Here is a 17222-nt window from a genome sequence, read left to right as displayed (position 1 = left end):
CATTATCGTCTATCGTATACGTAACATAATCAACATGAATTTTGAGGGCAGGCTGATGAACCACTCGGGGACACCCCCTCTTCGCATTGAAAAATCGGAGTTCGAACAGCGCGTTTCCGCCTGCCGTGCAATGCTTGCAGAGCAGGGTCTCGATGCCGTCATCGTCAATGCGGGTGCCAGTCTTCACTATTTCGCGGGCATACCCTGGACGCCGACAGAGCGACTCGTAGCCCTCGTTATTCCCGCCTCAGGACGACCGCGCATGGTCTGCCCACATTTCGAGGTCGGATCGTTGCGTGACTGCATCATGATCGATGTCGATCTGCTCACATGGGAGGAAGATGTACCACCCTGTATCGTCGCTCTGGATGCATTCCTCGCTGGAGCCAAGGTCGGGCTCGATCCCGAATTCAGCTTTCGTTTCGTTAGCGGTTTCAAAGACGCTCGTCCTGATCTGCGCTTCGGCAGCGCGGAATCGGTGATCGATCCGATGCGGGCTCAGAAATCGTCCTCCGAGATTTCCCTCATCCAGCATGCAATGTCCCTGACGCTGCGTGTCCATGAGGCCGTTTTCCACGCCTTGAAGCCAGGCCTCACGGCCAGTGCCATCTGCAGGATGATTGACGAACAGCATGTTGCCTTCGGTGCGCCGCAAGGTTCCTATTTCTGCGCCGTGCAATTTGGCGTGGCGACAGCTTTTCCCCATGGTCTCGCAGGCGACCAGATTCTGGAAAGGGACAGTCTCGTTCTGATCGATACAGGCTGCCGCATCGCCGGTTATCACTCCGATATCACTCGGACCTATGCCTTCGGCAGCATTCCCGACTTGCAGGCAGAAATATGGGCGATCGAAAAAGAGGCGCAACTTGCTGCCTTTTCTGCGGCAGAGCCAGGAGCGCCCTGCCATGCCGTCGACGATGCCGCGCGCGCGGTGCTCGAGGCGCGTGGCCTCGGACCAGACTATGCGCTGCCGGGGCTACCGCATCGCACGGGCCACGGCGTCGGGCTGGCCATTCATGAAGCACCCTATCTTGTGCGCGGCAATAAGACTCCTCTGCGTGCCGGACATTGCGGGTCGATCGAACCGATGATCGTTGTTCCGAATGCCTTCGGTATCCGACTGGAGGACCACTTCTACATGACCGAACAGGGACCGGAGTGGTTCACACGCCCTGCCCATGACGTCAGGCACCCTTTCGGATGAGCCCGGCCCTCACGCGCAGAGCCCTTCTGAGCGGAGTGGCTGCTCTCACCTGCCCAGCCATGGCCAACACGCCCCCCTTCGACGCCGGAAATGTTGAGGCCGACGCAATGAAGGGCGGCCCACGTCTCACCGCCCTCCCCATGCACCAGGTGCGGTTGCTGCCTTCACCCTGGCAGCAGGCGCAGACCGTGAATGCTGCTTATCTAATGCGTCTCGAGCCTGACAGGCTCCTCCATCATTATCGCAGTCAGGCCGGACTGGCGCCCAAAGGCGCTGCTTATGGCGGATGGGAATCCGACACGATTGCAGGCCATACGCTCGGCCATTATCTGAGCGCCCTCAGTCTGCATCATGCCCAGACCGGTGATGCTGCGTTCCGAGCGCGCGTTGCCTATATCACCGCCGAGCTTGCACTCTGTCAGGCTCGCGATCCATCGGGTTACATCGGCGGCTTCACCAGTCGTCAGCAGAACAAGATCCTGCCGGGCAAGATTGTTTTCGAGCAGATCCGGCTCGGTCAGATCCATTCGACTGGTTTCGATCTGAATGGCGCCTGGTCGCCACTCTATAACTGGCACAAGCTCTTCGCGGGCCTGCTGGATGCGGAGCTCCATTGCGCCGATCCGCGCGCGCGCGGTCTCATGACGAGGCTGGGAACCTATATCGAGGGCGTGTTCAATCCGCTCTCCGACGCGCAGATCCAGCAGGTCCTTGCCTGCGAATACGGGGGGCTGAATGAGAGTTTCGCAGAACTGCATGCACGCAGCGGCGATCCCAGATGGCTTCGGCTCGCCCGGCTCCTCCAGGACCGCCGCACCCTCTCGCCCCTGATCGAGGGGCAGGACAATCTGGCCAATCTCCATGCCAATACACAGATACCAAAAGTCATCGGGCTGGAACGTCTGTATGAGATTTCTGGAGCGGCAGGCGACGCTGTTGCATCGGAGACATTCTGGCACGCCGTGACGCAACGATACAGCTATGTCATCGGCGGCAACGGAGACAGGGAGTATTTCCCTCCGCCGGATACGATATCGCGTCATATTACAGAACAGACCTGCGAGACCTGTGCCAGCTATAATATGCTCAAACTCACGCGGCAGCTTTATGCCCGGCAACAGGACAACACGTTCTTCGATTACTATGAGCGCACTCAGCTCAACCATATCCGCGCGCAGCAGCATCCGGGCACCGGCATGTTCTGCTATATGACGCCACTGATGTCGGGGGCGAAGCGCGACTATTCCACGCCTTTCGATGATTTCTGGTGCTGCGTCGGTACGGGCATGGAGAGCCATGCCAAGCATGGGGATTCAATCTACTGGCAGGAGAATGAGCGGGCACTGCGCGTCATGCTCTATATCCCCTCACGCGTCTTCTGGAGCGCGGGCGGCATCACCCTGCGCCTGGATACTAGGTACCCAGATGACGGTCACATCCGGCTTGTGATCGAGCAAGCGCCCTCACAGGCGCGCACCCTGAGTTTCCGCATCCCGCACTGGAGCCATCTGGAAGCCGTTTTGCTGAATGGGGAGGCGTTCGACGTGCAGGCCGCTGCCGGCATGCTGCGGATCGAGCGTATCTGGCAACCAGAAGATGTTTTGTCCTTCACCCTGGCCTTGCCGCTGCGCAGTGAGACGACCCCGGATAGCAAGTCCGTCATCGCCCTCCTGCACGGTCCTACCGTGCTGGCCGCCGATCTCGCCCCTGCAGCAGCGGCATGGGACGAAATGGCGCCTGTGCTCGTCGGGACATCGATTCTGGACGCCCTCATTCCCGACCCCACCATGCCCGGGAGCTGGAAGACAAGTCATATCGGTCGTCCACAAGATCTGGTCCTGCGCCCCTTTCATGCGCTGCATGATCGCCGGGCCGCTGTCTATTTCCCGGTATTCACCGAGGCGGAATGGCGACAGAAGAGCGTGCTCTATGCCGAGCAGGAGAAACGCCGTCATCTGATTGCGTCCCATGCCATCGACGTTGTCCACCCCGGCGAGATGCAATCCGAGCGTGATCACGCCGTCACGAGCGCCTTCTCGTTCCCCGTCATTTATCGCGGTCGTAACGGGCGTGACGCACGCTCTGGGGGCTGGTTCTCCTGTCAGATGGGGTGCGGATCGCACGATCCGCTTCTGCTGCAAACCACCTACTGGGGGGGGGAGCGTCGACGCCATTTCTCGGTTCTGGTGGATGGGATCGAGATTGCCCGTGAACGTCTCGAAAACGATGCACCCGACAGCTTCTTCAACCGTCGCTACCCTGTTCCACTTGCCCTCACACGTGACAAGCGCCGCATCACGGTAACCTTCCGCCCCGAGCTGGATTTCAGCGCCGGACCTGTCTTCGGCCTGGCCCTACTGGCGGCCGCGAATTTGCCGCCCCTTACGAACCCTTCACAGGAGATTGCCTGGCCATGATGTCTCATGCGACGCGCCTCGCTGCCCTCCGGGCCGAACTCTCTTCACTGGACGTCGACGGTTTTCTTCTCCCTCGGGGTGACGAGCATCTAGGTGAATATGTTCCAGATAGTGCCGCCCGCCTTGCCTGGCTGACGGGGTTTACCGGCTCGGCAGGATGCGCGCTCATCCTCCCCGACCGGGCGATAATATTTTCAGACGGGCGCTACCAGCTTCAGCTTGCACAGCAGATCGATCCCGCTCTCTGGCAATACGGGCATCTCTATGAGACGCCTCCACAGAACTGGCTTGCACGCCATGGTGGTCTGGCCCGTATCGGCTACGACCCGAAAATCATCAGCGAGGTCGAACTTCGTCCCTTCATAGCCGCGGGCTGCCTCATGATCCCTCTCGGGCGAAACCCGGTCGATGCGATCTGGAGGGATCGCCCTGCAGTGCCTGCCTCGCAGGTCACAATACAACCCGATCGCTGGACCGGACGCAGCGCGGAAGACAAGGTCGCGACACTGGCAGAGACGCTGCGGGATGAAGGGCAGAATGCGGTCATCCTTCCCGATCCCGGCTGTATTGCCTGGCTATTGAACATCCGCGGATCAGATCTGCCCTATCTTCCCGTAGCACTCTGTTTTGCCATTCTGCATGCGGAAGGCACCGTGGATCTTTTCATCGATCCCGGTCGCCTTGCCGATCCGGTAAGGGCTCATCTGGGCACCACAACGCAGATCCACACCCCAGATGCCCTTCAGGGGGCCCTGATCGCTCTTGGCGGAAAAACCATACGCATCGATCAGGCGAGATGTCCTGTCTGGTTCGCGCAGACGCTGCGGGAAGCAGGCGCAACCATCCTCGACGGGGTCGATCCCTGCCTGCTTCCAAGAGCCTGCAAGACGGCAGCTGAGCGTGACGGTATGCGCGAAGCGCATCTTCTCGACGGGATCGCGCTCACCCGATTTCTCTGCTGGTTCGAGAAAAACGGGATCGGGCTGAGCGAGACCGACCTGGCCGGGCGTCTTCTCGCCTTCCGTCTCGAGGCCGATTCCTGTCTTGGAGCGAGTTTCGACAGCATCGCCTGCGCCGGGCCGAACGCCGCTATGATGCATTACATGCCGCACCGCGGCGAGGACGCTGTCATCGGTCGGGAGATGTTTTTCCTGATCGATAGTGGGGGCCAGTATCGCAGCGGGACCACGGATGTGACCCGCACGATCTGGACAGGCGATCGGCCGCCGGCCTCATGGTGCGATCAGTACACGAGGGTCCTCAAGGGGCTTATCGCGCTGAGCCGCGCTGTCTTTCCCGAAGCTACTCCCGGCTATCGGCTCGATCCTCTTGCGCGCCACGCACTCTGGGAGGCAGGGCTGGACTTTGATCACGGCGCGGGTCACGGGCTCGGCAGCTATCTGAGCGTGCATGAATGGCCGCTTGGCTTCACACGTCGTCCGGTGCTCGACCCTGTTCACGAGCACATGGTTCTGACAAACGAACCGGGCTATTACGCCCCCGGATCGCATGGCATGCGTTTGGAGAACGCCATGCTGGCCACGCTGGACACTATCGGCGAGGCGGGGCGATATCTGCGCTTCGAAACCCTGACCCTTGCACCAATCGATCGCCGGGGCATCGACGTGACACTCCTCACGCAAACCGAGATCGACTGGCTCGATCATTATCATGCGCGTGTCTTCCGGATGCTGTCGCCCTATCTCGGTGATGATGAATCCGCCTGGCTCAATCACGTCTGCCAGCCGCTATGAGCCGCATCGTCATCATCGGTGGGGGAATCATCGGTCGCGCCGCAGCTTACAGGCTGCAGAAATCCGGTCATGCCGTGACCCTTGCGGCCATCCCGGACCTGCAGCCGGCATCATGGGGCAATGCCGGTCATATCGCCACCGAACAGATCACCCCTCTCGCCCACTTCTCAACCATGCGCCGCGCCCTCACTGAGCGTTTTCCGGCCGGGCCGGTCGCCATCGACTGGCAACGCCCTGCAACCCTTCTACCCTGGTCCCTCCGCTTCATGCGTGCCTGTCTGCCCGACCAGACTGCCCGTGGCGATGCAGCGCTCGGCCGATTGATGAGGCATGCTTTGCCCGCATGGGAACGGCTGGTAACGGATCTAGGCGCTCCCGATCTTCTCGACCGGCATGGGGTCGTCAAATTATGGGAAGGCCCCCGGGCGCGGGACGTTCAACTGGCTGCGCAATCCGCCGATCACGGCACAGCGAGGGTGATGCCCCTCTTTGAAGCCGAATTCTCCGCCATACGTGACCGCATCGCGGTACCGCTCGATGCGGGGCTTCGATATCAGGGCACGGCGCATGTCACCGATCCACGCCGCGTTCTTGATACCCTTCTCGAGGCGTTTCTGCACGCGGGAGGAAGGTCGATCGAGGCAGAGGCCCTTTCCCTTCAGCGTCGTGACAGCGTGATATGCGTCGAGACCACGCGCGGCGCGCAGGAGGCCGATCATGTTGTTCTGGCCTGCGGCGTGCGTTCCGCCAAGCTGGTCCCGTTCCTGCGCGTGCCCCTCATCGCCGAGAGGGGGTATCATATCCAATGGGCGCATGGGGGGAACTGGGCACTCCCTAATCTGATCTTCGAAAATCGGGCGCTCGTGGTGACCCGCTTCGGCACGCAGTTACGCGCGACATCGTTTGTCGAATTTACCAGTCCGGACAGCCTGCCCGACCCACGGAAATGGCTTTGGCTCGAAGACCAGGTACGCAGGCTGGGTCTGCCGGTCGCGTCTCCTTTCACCCGCTGGCACGGCGCCAGACCGACCCTGCCGGATTATCTCCCTGCAATCGGTCCCTCCCGCACCATGCCAGGGCTGCATGTTGCCTATGGCCATAACCATCTCGGTCTGACGCTGGCAGCCATCACGGCAGAGATGCTTGCGGACAGCGTTGCAGGCCGCGCCCCCATGCGGGCTTTCAGTCCTGATCGCTTCGGCCGCCCGCTCTTTCGCAAAATGAGGAAACAATGCTCATGACCCTTACAGGTGCCCTCCTGATTGGCGACCAGCGTATCACGCGCGCCAATGGTTTCCGCGCGCGAAATGCCCGCAGCGGCGCGACGCTCGACGGCCAGTTCACGAACGCCATTGCCCAGGATGTCGACCAGGCCTGCCAGCTTGCCGATGCCGCTTTTGACTCCTATCGCGCGACCTCACCCGAGATGCGCGCCAAGTTTCTCGATGCAATTGCTGACGAGATCGAGGCGCTCGGCGACGCGCTCATTGTCCGGGCCTGCGCCGAGAGCGGTCTGCCAGAGGCACGGATCAGAGGCGAGCGTGGACGCACCATGGGCCAGCTACGGATGTTCGCCTCTCTCCTGCGAGATGGAAGCTGTTTCGACGCCCGTATCGACACGGCCCTGCCTGACAGAAAGCCGCTCCCCCGGGCTGATCTGAGGCAGATCCGCATAGGGGTGGGCCCTGTCGCCGTATTCGGCGCAAGCAATTTCCCTCTGGCCTTCTCGGTCGCAGGCGGCGACACAGCCTCGGCGCTTGCCGCAGGCTGTCCGGTCGTGGCACGCGCCCATTCCGCTCATCCCGGCACGAGCGAACTCATCGGCAATGCTATCATCCTGGCGCGTCAGCACTGTGGACTGCATGAAGGGGTGTTCTCCCTTATCGGCGGCGAAGGCCATGAGATCGGTGCCTCGCTGGTGCAGCATCCCGCCATTCAGGCGGTCGGGTTCACAGGGTCACGTCAGGGTGGGCTAGCGCTATCCCGCCTCGCAGCGGCACGCCTTGTTCCCATTCCCGTTTATGCCGAAATGAGCAGCATCAACCCGGTCTATCTCTTGGGGGGGGCCCTGCGTGAAAAGGCTGAGGCCCTTGCGGAGGGTTTCGTGGCATCTCTGACCATGGGAGCGGGTCAGTTCTGCACCAATCCGGGCCTCGTTCTTGCCCTGGCCGGCCCCGATCTGGAACGCTTCGTCGAGCGCGCGCGAGGCGCGATCGCCAAAGCAGTGTCGGCGACCATGCTGACGCAGGGTATACGTCATGCCTATGACGAAGGTGTCGAGATGCTGGCTTCCCGCCCGGGTGCCGTGATTGTGGCTCAAGGGCCTCTCGACCACGAGGCCGGATGCCGCGCGGCGCTGTTCCGAAGCGACGCACAGGCATTCGTGGCCGATCGCGTCATGAGCCACGAGATCTTCGGCGCCTGTTCGCTCATCATCGCCTGCGACACGATCGACACCATGCTGGATGTGACCCGCAGCCTTGAGGGGCAACTGACAGCCACGCTTCAGATGACCGCGGAGGATCTGCCGGTCGCACGACATCTGTTGCCAATTCTCGAACGCAAGGTCGGACGTATTCTTGCCAATAGCTGGCCAACGGGGGTCGAAGTTTCGGCTGCGATGGTCCATGGCGGCCCCTTTCCCGCGACATCCGATCCACGCAGCACTTCTGTCGGCACCGGGGCAATCGAACGCTTCCTCAGACCTGTCTGCTATCAGGATATCCCCGATGAGCTCCTTCCCGACGGGCTTCAGGATGCCAATCCTCTCGCCCTGCCACGTCGGGTCGATCCCGCGATGTAACACCTTCACAGTGTGATCTCCCTCACCATGCGCACACCCATCGGAGGATGACCGATGTTACAGGATGACAGCGAAGGTTTTCGCAAATCGCTAGGCCTGCTCGACCTCACTATGATCGGCTTCGGCTCGATTTTCGGCTCGGGTTGGCTTTTCGCAGCGCCTCATGTGGCGGATATAGCCGGCCCGGCCAGCATCGTCAGTTGGTTTACCGGCGGCGTGGCCGTACTTCTGATCGGGCTCGTCTATTGCGAGCTCGGTGCATCCTTGCCCAAAGCTGGCGGTGTGGTTCACTATCCCGAGCGCTCTCATGGACCGGCCGCTGCCTTCGTGATGGGGCTGATCACAACCATTGCCTTCACGAGCCTTATAGCCATCGAGATTGTGGCAGCGCGGCAATATGCGGGGGCCTGGATTACCGGGCTCAACCGCAACGCAGCGGGCGATCCGACATGGCTCGGCTGGGGGATGCAGGCTGTAGTGCTGCTCGGGCTCTTTGCCCTTAACCGGAGTGGCATGTCACGCTTCGCATTGGCAAATAATGTGATCACCCTGTTTAAATTCCTTGTTCCGCTAGCTGTCATCATCCTTCTCTTCATGCATTTCGACGCTGACAATTTCACGGCGCAGGGCTTTACTCCGTTTGGCGCACAGGGAATCGAAACGGCAGTCTCAACCGGCGGGATAATCTTTGCCTATCTGGGCCTGACACCCATCCTGTCGGTGGCCAGCGAGGTAAAAAACCCACAGCGCACCATCCCGATAGCCCTTATCGCCTCGGTTGTTCTGTCCACCCTGGTCTATGTGCTGCTTCAGACAGCCTTTATCGGAAGTCTTCCTGCCGCACTGATGCATGATGGCTGGGGGGCAATCGGTAACCATCTGCCATTGCCCTTTCATGACATCGCGCTGTTGCTGGGTCTGGGCGGCCTCGCGATTGTGGTCGTCCTCGACGCGATCCTCTCTCCAACCGGAACCGGCAATGTTTATATGTCGGCGGCGCCAAGGGTGATCTATGCCTGGTCCAGAGCAGGCGTTTTTTTTCCAGTATTCAAACGTGTCAATGCGAAGACCGGTGTGCCCGATCCGGCTCTCGCGCTTACCTTCGGCCTCGCCCTATTCTGGACACTCCCTTTTCCCTCATGGCAGGCTCTGATCTCGGTTGTTTCGTCGGCCCTGATGCTTAGCTACGCGTTTGCACCGCTCTGTGCAGCCGCATTGCGTCGTAGCCAACCTGCCTTGCCACGCCCGTTCCGGCTGCGCGGCTTTGGCTTTTTTTCTCCTGTCTCCTTTATGATCGCAAGTCTCATCGTTGTCTGGACAGGTTGGGCCACACTGAGCTGGCTTCTGCCTTTCGTCATTGTCATCGCAAGCGCTTTCATGCTGTTCTGTAAACGCAACGATAACGCGGTCCAGTCAGTGCTCTGGATGCCAAGTTATCTCATTGGTCTGCTCGTTTTTTCCTGGCTTGGTCCCTTCGGTGGCCGTGCTGTGCTCGATACCCTCACTACTGATCTGGGCGTGGGGGTCCTGAGCCTCGTCATTCACGAATGGGCGGCACGCACTGCCCTATGAAAGTGCTGCTGCATGTCTGATCCCGCGCCCCGCCCTCTCAAGGCACACCCAGCGGGCCTGTATTTCATCGCTGCCGCCCAGGGTGCCTGGTATTTTTCCCGCTACAGTACCCAGGCGATACTGGTGCTCTATCTCGCCCATGTCGTGTACGCCGCGCCACAGGGCGGCGCCTTCCCCGGGGTTGATACTTTGCGCCGCCTCCTCTCATGGGAGGCACAGACCGCTAATCCTCAAGCACTGGCCTCGACGACGATCGGATTGCTGGCCCTGTGCATGATTCCGACACAGATTTTCGGCGGCTTTCTGTCAGATCGCTTCCTTGGACGACGCTACGGTGCCATGACCGGGTTGGTCTTCCTGACGCTGGCCCCGGTCTTCTGGGCGTTTGATACAAGCTTCATTCTTGCGCTGCCCTGCTTTGTTCTAGGTCTCTCGTTTGCAGTGAATCTTTTTGCACAGGTGGGAGATCTGTATGCCGATGACGATCCTCGCCGCCCGGATGCCTATCAGATCATGTCGCTGGTGCAGGAGGCTGCCGTCATCATCGGTCCGACGTTCTGCGGCTGGCTGGCGGCGCGGTATGGCTGGCATTACGGTTTTGCTGCGGCGGGGAGCGTCATGCTTGCCGGCACTCTTGCGTATGGCATGGGCTGGCGCCATCTGCCTTCGCCTGCTCCATCGCGCGATGGAGCACGACCCCAGGGGGCGTCACCCCTCGCGCTGCTCAGGCTTGGTATGCGTATCGCGCTTCTGATCCCGATGCTCGCCATGATCTTCATCTGTAACGAGCAGATATACGACACCTATCTGATCTGGGGCGAACAACACTACGACCGCCATCTCTTCGGGTGGGTCTTCCCGGCGAGCTGGCTCATGTCGCTGGACGCAGGCGTAAGCTTCATCACTCAGATCATGGCGATCGCCTTCTGGCGTTTTTACATGCGTCGTCGCGGAATGCCCGGAGAATGGGGCCAGATCGTCAGCTTTGGCATGATCGGGCTGGTGGCACCTCTCGTACTGGCCTATGCCTCCGTACTACACTCTGGTGGTGGTCAGATCAGTATGTCATGGGGGCTCATGTTCCATGTCGTCAATGACCTTGCCATGGCGACGATCATGCCGATAAGCCTCGCCCTGTTCATCAAGCTTGCACCTGTCAGCGCCAAAAGCATGGCAGCCGCTGCCTACGCTTTAGTAGCGCGTTTGGCAGACATTATGGCCGGTCAGATCGGCCAGAACCTGCCAAGTTGGGGCTCGACGCGTTTCTGGCTGCTTCACACAGCCATTATGGCCATTGGACTCGCATTGCTCATCGCCGCCCGACCGCTTTACAAAATTGGAAACCCGCAAACATAGTATACTTTTGGAAAACTATAGGAATAACAGGCGTCGTTAAATGCACATCCGAATACGCGGTTTTATGTACGCTTCATGATTTGCTAGTTTACGTAGCGGATCGCGGCAACCAAAATTGCCAGGCGCGACCCATTTGAGGCATTTGACGTGACATTACCCTATCACCTCAAAGCAGATTACCACCGATTTCTTTACATTACAGAATATCCACACATCATTTCACATTGAGATTCAGTCATTCGCATCCGAATAGGGTATCGCCATCAGCTTTCTGATACGTTGAAGGTCTCGATCTGTAGAGGGGTTATAGACGATGAGCCCTAGGTCGGACCTGCCCTCTACGCTAAATCTAGAGTATTCCAGCTCGATCAGACCTACTGCCGGGTGCTTCAGACGTTTTGTTCCCTCACCCTGTTGCTGGATATCGTTGCTCTGCCATAGCGCCAGGAATTCAGGACTGCGCGCGCCGAGTTCCGTCACGAATTGATGGATTTCGGCGGATGCCCCTGCACGACTGACGTCGGCACGGAAAGCGGCGACAACCGATCTTGCAAGCAGCGTCCAGTCTACCTGCATCTGGCGTATATGAGGCGTGCAGAAAACGATTTTGAGAATATTACGCTGGTCTGGTGCCAGTTCACCGTAATTGGTCAGAACTGCCGCGGCGGCTTTGTTCCAGGCCACTATATCCCATAGGGGCGTTTTGACAATCGCAGGGCTATATTCGAAAGCATCGAGCACACGTTGCAAACGCGGCGTAATACCCTCCGACACCCGGTATTTCACCTCAGGGGGATGACCGAGCGCAAGCATATACAAATGGTCACGCTCGGGCTCTGTTAGAAGCAAACCCTTGGCCAGGCGATCAAGTACATCAGAGGAAGGCGCGCCGCCTCGCCCCTGCTCAAGCCAGGTATACCAGGTCGGACTGATATTGGAACGCTGGGCCACTTCCTCCCGACGAAGCCCCGGCGTGCGCCGCCGCTTGGCGGAGAAACCAAGCGTCACAGGGTCAAGCCGCGCGCGACGGTCTCTGAGATAAGCGCCGAAAGATGCTGAAGAGGTCAAGGCGAGCCTGTTGGTTTCTATACCGGGATAACGTCACTACTGTAACGGGATAGATATTAGGATCATGAGCAAGGTCAGACAATCGAAGGGTTTGACCATGAAAATTTTTCTGACAGGGGCCAACGGGTTCATCGGATCCCAACTGGTCTCTGAGCTTATTAACGCAGGGCATCAGGTTCTGGGTCTGTCGCGTTCGGACGCAGGTGCTCGGAAGCTGATCGCTTTGGGTGCCGAAGTTCATCGGGGAGATCTGAAGGATCTTCATAGCCTGCGGGCCGGCGCAGAAAACTGCGATGGCGTCATTCACACAGCTTTCGACCATGATTTCACAAATTACGTTGCCAATTGCGAGCAGGATCGGCGCGTCATTGAGGCTTTGGGCGCGGCACTGCGTGGGTCACATCGACCATTTGTCATCACATCGACGACCTTGTTTGGAGAGGCGACGCTTGGGCGCACTGCGGATGAAGATGTTTTCAACACACTTCATACCAACCCCCGCATCCTCTCCGAAATAGCGGCCCAGGAAATGATTGAGCGGGGTATGAATGTCTCGCTGGTACGTCTGTCGCAAATCCACGATAGAACGCGTCAGGGTCTCGTCACCTTCCTCGTGCAACTTGCTCTGCAGACAGGTCGATCGGCCTATATCGACGACACTATATGCCAATGGTCTGCCGCCCATCTGATCGATACAGCGCAATTGTTTCGTCTCGCGGTGGAAAAAGGCGCTGCAGGTGCGCGATTTCACGCAACTGCAGAAGAAGGGGTGCCCGTTCGCGAAATAGCGGACGCCATCGGGAAACGGCTTGGCATGCCGGTCGTGGCCTTGTCCGAAAAAGACGCATCATCACATTTTGGCTGGCTGCACGGGTTCGTCTCCAAAAACATGACCGCCTCAAGCGCGAAAACTCAGGCACGGCTAGGATGGACACCACAGGGGCCCGACCTGCTCAGCGATATCGCCAACCTCGACTTCACGGATGCCTGAGAGGGTAGCTCTTCGGATGGGACAATCGTCCTGAGCGAATTTTCTGCATCTGGAAGATATTTGGGTCAGTCTGGCGCGATCGCGGTAGCAGACCGCTATCGCGCACCATCGCGATGAATACATTCTGACCAGACGCGGGCCGTCCAGCCAGAATGAGACGTGAGCGGCTAACGAGATAGTGTAAGCGAAATCCTCAAAGATCTATGATAGCGTGTCGCATTCAGTTTTCGGTCCTCGCGTTTATCGAAAACAATCTCCTCAATATTTCAGTATAAATATGCCCCTTTATCGCCGTGTATTGATGTCTCGGGGGATTTACGCCTCATGAGCGACACTCTATCAAAACAACAAATGTCCCTCTTTCACCTATCTCAACCTCTCTATTGGCTAGGTTTAGGACCCATTGATTTGGATGTGTAAATCCGTCTCAGAGCCTGTTTGGAAACTCACGGATGGGCATTTCTGCGGGTGAGATTGGCGCCCATGGCGACGAGGATCATGGCTTGTGAGACGTCAATACGACGCTCATAGTCACGCACTAGACGTCGCCAGCGGGTCATCCAGCCAAAGGTCCGCTCCACGACCCATCGACGGGGCAGAATCTCGAAGCCCTTCGCTCCGTCCCTGCGTCGGATGACCTCGACGACGAAGTCCAGATAGGCCGCCTTGTCCATCAACTGGAGCCGGTCGTAAGCCCCGTCGGCGAACAGGTGCTTCACCCAGGGCCAGCGCTTGCGGATCGCATCCAGGATCATCTGCGCGCCCGCGCTGTCGGAGATGTCGGCCGGGGTCAGATTGACCATCAGCAGACGTCCGTCTGTATCCACGGCAATATGCCGCTTGCGCCCGACGACCTTCTTGCCGGCGTCATAACCTCTTGTTTGCGCATGCGGTGCCTTGATGCTCTGGCTGTCGACCACCCCGGCGGTCGGGCTCGTCTCGCGACCTGACCGCTCCCGATCGAGCATCAGTTCGACGTCACGAATAGTCTGAAACAGAAACCGCCGGGCCAGCTCCCGAAACCAGCCATAGACCGTGCGCCAGTGGCCGAAATGGATCGGCAACATCCGCCAGCCGCAGCCCGAGCGGACCAGGTAGCGCACCGCGTTAATCACCTCACGAAATTCGATCTCGCGTGGACGGCCCATGCGCCCCGGTTCGGGCATCAGCGGCGCGATCCGCGCCCATTCCTCGTCCGTCATGTCCGACGGATAACGCTTCGTCTTGCGGGCAATCCCGGACATTCGGGCCCTCTGCTCTGGTGTCCACATCCAGAGCTTGAATCACATCTGCTCCAACTTTCCAAACAGGCTCTTAGGCATTGAGATCGCTCGCCGGATGTCGCCCCTGATCGTGGCAACATCTCTTCACGATCAGGTAAAAATTATCTAGATCGAATTGTAGATTTTTTTAACAACCACAAACTATCGTTGTTTTGGTTTTTACGATCGGATTTGCGCGATGACAGTGACAAGACGAGCCACCCTGATCGCAGCGGGCGCTGCCGCACTCTTTCCATTTGCTGCGAAGGCGGCCCCTACTCTCCGTATCGGCTATCAGCGTTACAGCACACTGATCGTCACCAAGCATCTCGGTCTGATGGAAAAGGCGCTGGCTCCCCACGGCATAAATGTCAGCTGGGCGGAATTCGTGGCTGGCCCCCAATTGCTGCAGGCTCTGGCGGCAGGCGCGATAGATCTGGGTCAGACGGGTGATGCCCCGCCCGTCTTTGCTGAGGCCGCACAGCCCGGCGGGCTGGTTTATCTCGGCTACGAACCCCCGGCACCAGATGCCGCAGCCATTCTGGTGCGCAAAGACAGCGCCATACGGCAGGTGGCCGATCTGCGGGGCAAGCGTATCGCACTCAATCGTGGGTCCAATGTTCACTGGTTTCTGCTGGAGGCCTTGAGGCGCGCCGGGCTGGGCTTTCACGATGTGCATGTCAGCTATCTGACCCCGCCCGCTGCCCGGGCGGCTTTCGAAAATGGTCACATTGACGCTTGGGCAATATGGGACCCGTATCTCTCAAGCGCGCTCAACGATCAGACGTCAATTTTGACCACCGCTGAGGGCATAGTCAATAACCGCGAGTTTTTCCTGATCAGCAAAGCTTTTGCGCAGCAGCCCCATGATATCGTGGCTGCGGTCTCGAGTGCCATCGCTCAAACAGATGAATGGGCTATGGCGAACAAGGCGCAGGTTGCGACCCTGTTCGCAAAGGAGACCGGGCTTGCGCTGGATGCCGTAAGCCATGCGCTCTCAACCCGGTCTTTCGGTTTCCACAGCATGGACCAGTCGATGATTGACGAGCAGATGAATGTCGCCAGAGGCCTCAAGGACTCCGGGGTCATTCCGTCGCTGCCTGCGATAACTCCTTATCGCTGAGCCTATTGCGGGGTCACGATGTGACCCCCAGCGCGTGCAGCAAGCGCTCGCGCAAGGCTTCGAACGCCGGATCGGCATGACGCCTCGGGCGGGCGAGAGGAATTTCGACCTCTGTGCGGATTTCGCCACGCTCGAGAACAAGGGCTCGGTCTGCAAGAGCGAGCGCCTCATCGACATCATGCGTGACCAGAAGGACGGCGCAGTCATGACGCTTCCACAGGTCGAGAACCAGCTTCTGCATGCGCAGTCGCGTGAGCGCATCAAGTGCCGCAAAGGGCTCATCGAGCATCAACAGCTTCGGCTCACGAATGAGGGCGCGGGCCAACGCGGCACGCTGGGCTTCGCCACCAGACAGGGTAAGCGGCCATGCATCAAGACGATGTCCCAACCCGACTTCGTGCAGTATCGCCTCGGCTTGAGCGTTCCATTCTTTGCCATCGAAACCCAGCGTGACATTATCGGTCACGTTTTTCCAAGGCAGGAGCCGGTGCTCCTGAAAAACGACCGAAACGGCTGAAGGCCGGTCGATCTGCCCCTCCTCCACCGTATCAAGTCCGGCCAGGGCACGTAGCAGGGTGGATTTGCCTGAGCCGCTATGCCCAAGAAGCGCGACAAACTCGCCCGGTGCAATATCAAGATTGAGATTGCGCAGGATGGTTGTTTCACCAAAGCGTCGCGTGAAATGGCGTATGCTTACCGCATTCCCGGCAAGCTCGAATTCGGCCTTTGTCAGGGAGTTCGCGCTCATCAGCGTGTGCCTCCCTGCACTGCCGTCCGCCCACGCCATGTAAGGAGGCGTCCTTCGGCCAGGCGCACGATCTGATCGGATAGGAGACCGAGCACGGCGTAGACTGCCAGCCCGACAAGGATGATATCAGTCCGCAAGAAATCTTCGGCGTCCATCATCATATGGCCAATGCCGCTATCAGCGTTCACCTGTTCAGCAACAACAAGCATCAGCCACGAGATACCCACGGCAAAGCGGATACCAACCAGAAGATCGGGCAGCGCTCCGGGTATGATGATATCGCGAATGATCTTCCACCGCGACAAGCCGAGAGTCTTGGCAAGTTCGATCAGCTTCGGGTCGATGCTGCGTATACCTTTGTACAGATTAAGATAGACGGGAAATTTCACGCCCAGAGCTACGAGCAGTATCTTCGGAAGCTCGCCGATGCCGAACCACAGAATGAAAAGCGGCACCAGCGCCAGAGCGGGCAAGGTACGCGCCATCTGCATGGGCGCGTCGACAATGTCTTCACCAACCCGGGACAACCCGGCAACAAGGGCGAGCGCAACGCCAACGGCAATGCCCAATACAAGTCCAGCCCCTGCCCGCCCGAGAGAGACGAGCAGATTCTGCGGAAGTGTACGGTCCAGAGTGAGCGACCATGCTGTATGCACAATCTGGACTGGAGAGGCGAGCAGGCGCGACGGGATAAGCCCCGCCTGCGCTCCTGCCTGCCAGAGCACCAGAAGCAGGGCCACCGACAGGTAGCGCCGGCAGAACCGAAGCAGCCCGCCAGTACTCAGGCTTCGCTGATGCGAGGCAGTGCGCGCGGGAAACAGGTTCATGACCAGCTCGACCATTCCACATTCCTTATATGTGATTTATGGATATGCTAGACTTTAATATCATCTCAGTCAGTTAAATTTTTCATATGTCACTCTT

At 59.1% G+C, this 17222-nt stretch carries 13 protein-coding genes; 9 read left to right on the top strand and 4 right to left on the bottom strand.

The annotated features are described in order from the left end of the window. The first annotated feature begins 55 nt into the window (after positions 1 to 55). The 7 genes from IEV53_RS08975 to IEV53_RS08945 are packed head-to-tail and all read left to right on the top strand — an operon-like array spanning position 56 to position 11106. A complete protein-coding gene (locus tag IEV53_RS08975; RefSeq protein WP_188426446.1) occupies positions 56 to 1204 on the top strand; it encodes a M24 family metallopeptidase in 1149 nt (382 codons plus the stop codon). Continuing rightward, positions 1201 to 3621, top strand: a complete 2421-nt coding sequence (locus IEV53_RS08970; RefSeq protein ID WP_188426445.1) for a glycoside hydrolase family 127 protein — start codon at positions 1201 to 1203, stop codon at positions 3619 to 3621. The genes IEV53_RS08975 and IEV53_RS08970 overlap by 4 nt, the downstream gene beginning before the upstream one ends. Beyond that, the gene (locus tag IEV53_RS08965) at positions 3618 to 5375 is read left to right on the top strand and encodes a M24 family metallopeptidase (RefSeq protein ID WP_188426444.1); all 1758 of its coding nucleotides are present in this window, start codon (positions 3618 to 3620) and stop codon (positions 5373 to 5375) included. Before IEV53_RS08970 ends, IEV53_RS08965 begins: the two co-directional genes overlap by 4 nt. Further along, on the top strand, positions 5372 to 6616 hold the full coding sequence (locus IEV53_RS08960; RefSeq protein ID WP_229719788.1) for an NAD(P)/FAD-dependent oxidoreductase: 1245 nt from the start codon (positions 5372 to 5374) through the stop codon (positions 6614 to 6616). The genes IEV53_RS08965 and IEV53_RS08960 overlap by 4 nt, the downstream gene beginning before the upstream one ends. Next, positions 6613 to 8178, top strand: a complete 1566-nt coding sequence (locus tag IEV53_RS08955; RefSeq protein ID WP_188426443.1) for an aldehyde dehydrogenase (NADP(+)) — start codon at positions 6613 to 6615, stop codon at positions 8176 to 8178. The genes IEV53_RS08960 and IEV53_RS08955 overlap by 4 nt, the downstream gene beginning before the upstream one ends. Positions 8179 to 8232: 54 nt before the next feature. Next, positions 8233 to 9750, top strand: coding sequence for an APC family permease (locus IEV53_RS08950; protein WP_188426442.1), 1518 nt, complete (start codon positions 8233 to 8235; stop codon positions 9748 to 9750). Positions 9751 to 9762: 12 nt separating this feature from the next. Further along, positions 9763 to 11106: an MFS transporter gene (locus IEV53_RS08945; RefSeq protein WP_188426441.1), complete on the top strand. Its 1344-nt coding sequence runs from the start codon at positions 9763 to 9765 to the stop codon at positions 11104 to 11106. A 231-nt stretch (positions 11107 to 11337) separates the two neighbouring features. Here the strand turns inward: IEV53_RS08945 and IEV53_RS08940 are convergent, their stop codons facing one another. Next, positions 11338 to 12174, bottom strand: a complete 837-nt coding sequence (locus IEV53_RS08940; RefSeq protein WP_264784318.1) for a helix-turn-helix transcriptional regulator — start codon at positions 12172 to 12174, stop codon at positions 11338 to 11340. Between the two features lie 97 nt (positions 12175 to 12271). On the opposite strand from IEV53_RS08940, the gene IEV53_RS08935 reads away from it, so the two are divergent. After that, a complete protein-coding gene (locus IEV53_RS08935) occupies positions 12272 to 13165 on the top strand; it encodes an SDR family oxidoreductase (RefSeq protein WP_188426440.1) in 894 nt (297 codons plus the stop codon). 446 nt (positions 13166 to 13611) lie between these two features. Here the strand turns inward: IEV53_RS08935 and IEV53_RS08930 are convergent, their stop codons facing one another. Next, positions 13612 to 14436, bottom strand: coding sequence for an IS5 family transposase (locus IEV53_RS08930; RefSeq protein WP_188426439.1), 825 nt, complete (start codon positions 14434 to 14436; stop codon positions 13612 to 13614). Positions 14437 to 14626: 190 nt separating this feature from the next. On the opposite strand from IEV53_RS08930, the gene IEV53_RS08925 reads away from it, so the two are divergent. Next, on the top strand, positions 14627 to 15550 hold the full coding sequence (locus IEV53_RS08925; protein ID WP_188426438.1) for an aliphatic sulfonate ABC transporter substrate-binding protein: 924 nt from the start codon (positions 14627 to 14629) through the stop codon (positions 15548 to 15550). Positions 15551 to 15563: 13 nt separating this feature from the next. Here the strand turns inward: IEV53_RS08925 and IEV53_RS08920 are convergent, their stop codons facing one another. Continuing rightward, positions 15564 to 16298: an ABC transporter ATP-binding protein gene (locus tag IEV53_RS08920; protein ID WP_188426437.1), complete on the bottom strand. Its 735-nt coding sequence runs from the start codon at positions 16296 to 16298 to the stop codon at positions 15564 to 15566. After that, positions 16298 to 17125 carry an ABC transporter permease gene (locus IEV53_RS08915; protein WP_188426551.1) on the bottom strand — a complete coding sequence of 276 codons (828 nt, stop codon included), beginning with the start codon at positions 17123 to 17125 and terminating at the stop codon, positions 16298 to 16300. The genes IEV53_RS08920 and IEV53_RS08915 overlap by 1 nt, the downstream gene beginning before the upstream one ends. Between the last annotated feature and the right edge of the window lie 97 nt (positions 17126 to 17222).

Source organism: Asaia siamensis (genome assembly GCF_014635085.1).
In the GTDB taxonomy this organism is placed as follows: Bacteria; Pseudomonadota; Alphaproteobacteria; order Acetobacterales; family Acetobacteraceae; genus Asaia; species Asaia siamensis.
This window is presented reverse-complemented; position numbering and strand designations above follow the sequence as displayed.

What these genes read in the sequence shown, in the direction of transcription:
- IEV53_RS08975 (WP_188426446.1), top strand. Translation starts at nt 56, where the DNA reads ATGAACCACTCGGGGACACCCCCTCTTCGCATTGAAAAATCGGAGTTC.
- IEV53_RS08970 (WP_188426445.1), top strand. Translation starts at nt 1,201, where the DNA reads ATGAGCCCGGCCCTCACGCGCAGAGCCCTTCTGAGCGGAGTGGCTGCT.
- IEV53_RS08965 (WP_188426444.1), top strand. Translation starts at nt 3,618, where the DNA reads ATGATGTCTCATGCGACGCGCCTCGCTGCCCTCCGGGCCGAACTCTCT.
- IEV53_RS08960 (WP_229719788.1), top strand. Translation starts at nt 5,372, where the DNA reads ATGAGCCGCATCGTCATCATCGGTGGGGGAATCATCGGTCGCGCCGCA.
- IEV53_RS08955 (WP_188426443.1), top strand. Translation starts at nt 6,613, where the DNA reads ATGACCCTTACAGGTGCCCTCCTGATTGGCGACCAGCGTATCACGCGC.
- IEV53_RS08950 (WP_188426442.1), top strand. Translation starts at nt 8,233, where the DNA reads ATGTTACAGGATGACAGCGAAGGTTTTCGCAAATCGCTAGGCCTGCTC.
- IEV53_RS08945 (WP_188426441.1), top strand. Translation starts at nt 9,763, where the DNA reads ATGTCTGATCCCGCGCCCCGCCCTCTCAAGGCACACCCAGCGGGCCTG.
- IEV53_RS08935 (WP_188426440.1), top strand. Translation starts at nt 12,272, where the DNA reads ATGAAAATTTTTCTGACAGGGGCCAACGGGTTCATCGGATCCCAACTG.
- IEV53_RS08930 (WP_188426439.1), bottom strand. Translation starts at nt 14,436, where the DNA reads ATGTGGACACCAGAGCAGAGGGCCCGAATGTCCGGGATTGCCCGCAAG.
- IEV53_RS08925 (WP_188426438.1), top strand. Translation starts at nt 14,627, where the DNA reads ATGACAGTGACAAGACGAGCCACCCTGATCGCAGCGGGCGCTGCCGCA.
- IEV53_RS08920 (WP_188426437.1), bottom strand. Translation starts at nt 16,298, where the DNA reads ATGAGCGCGAACTCCCTGACAAAGGCCGAATTCGAGCTTGCCGGGAAT.
- IEV53_RS08915 (WP_188426551.1), bottom strand. Translation starts at nt 17,125, where the DNA reads ATGAACCTGTTTCCCGCGCGCACTGCCTCGCATCAGCGAAGCCTGAGT.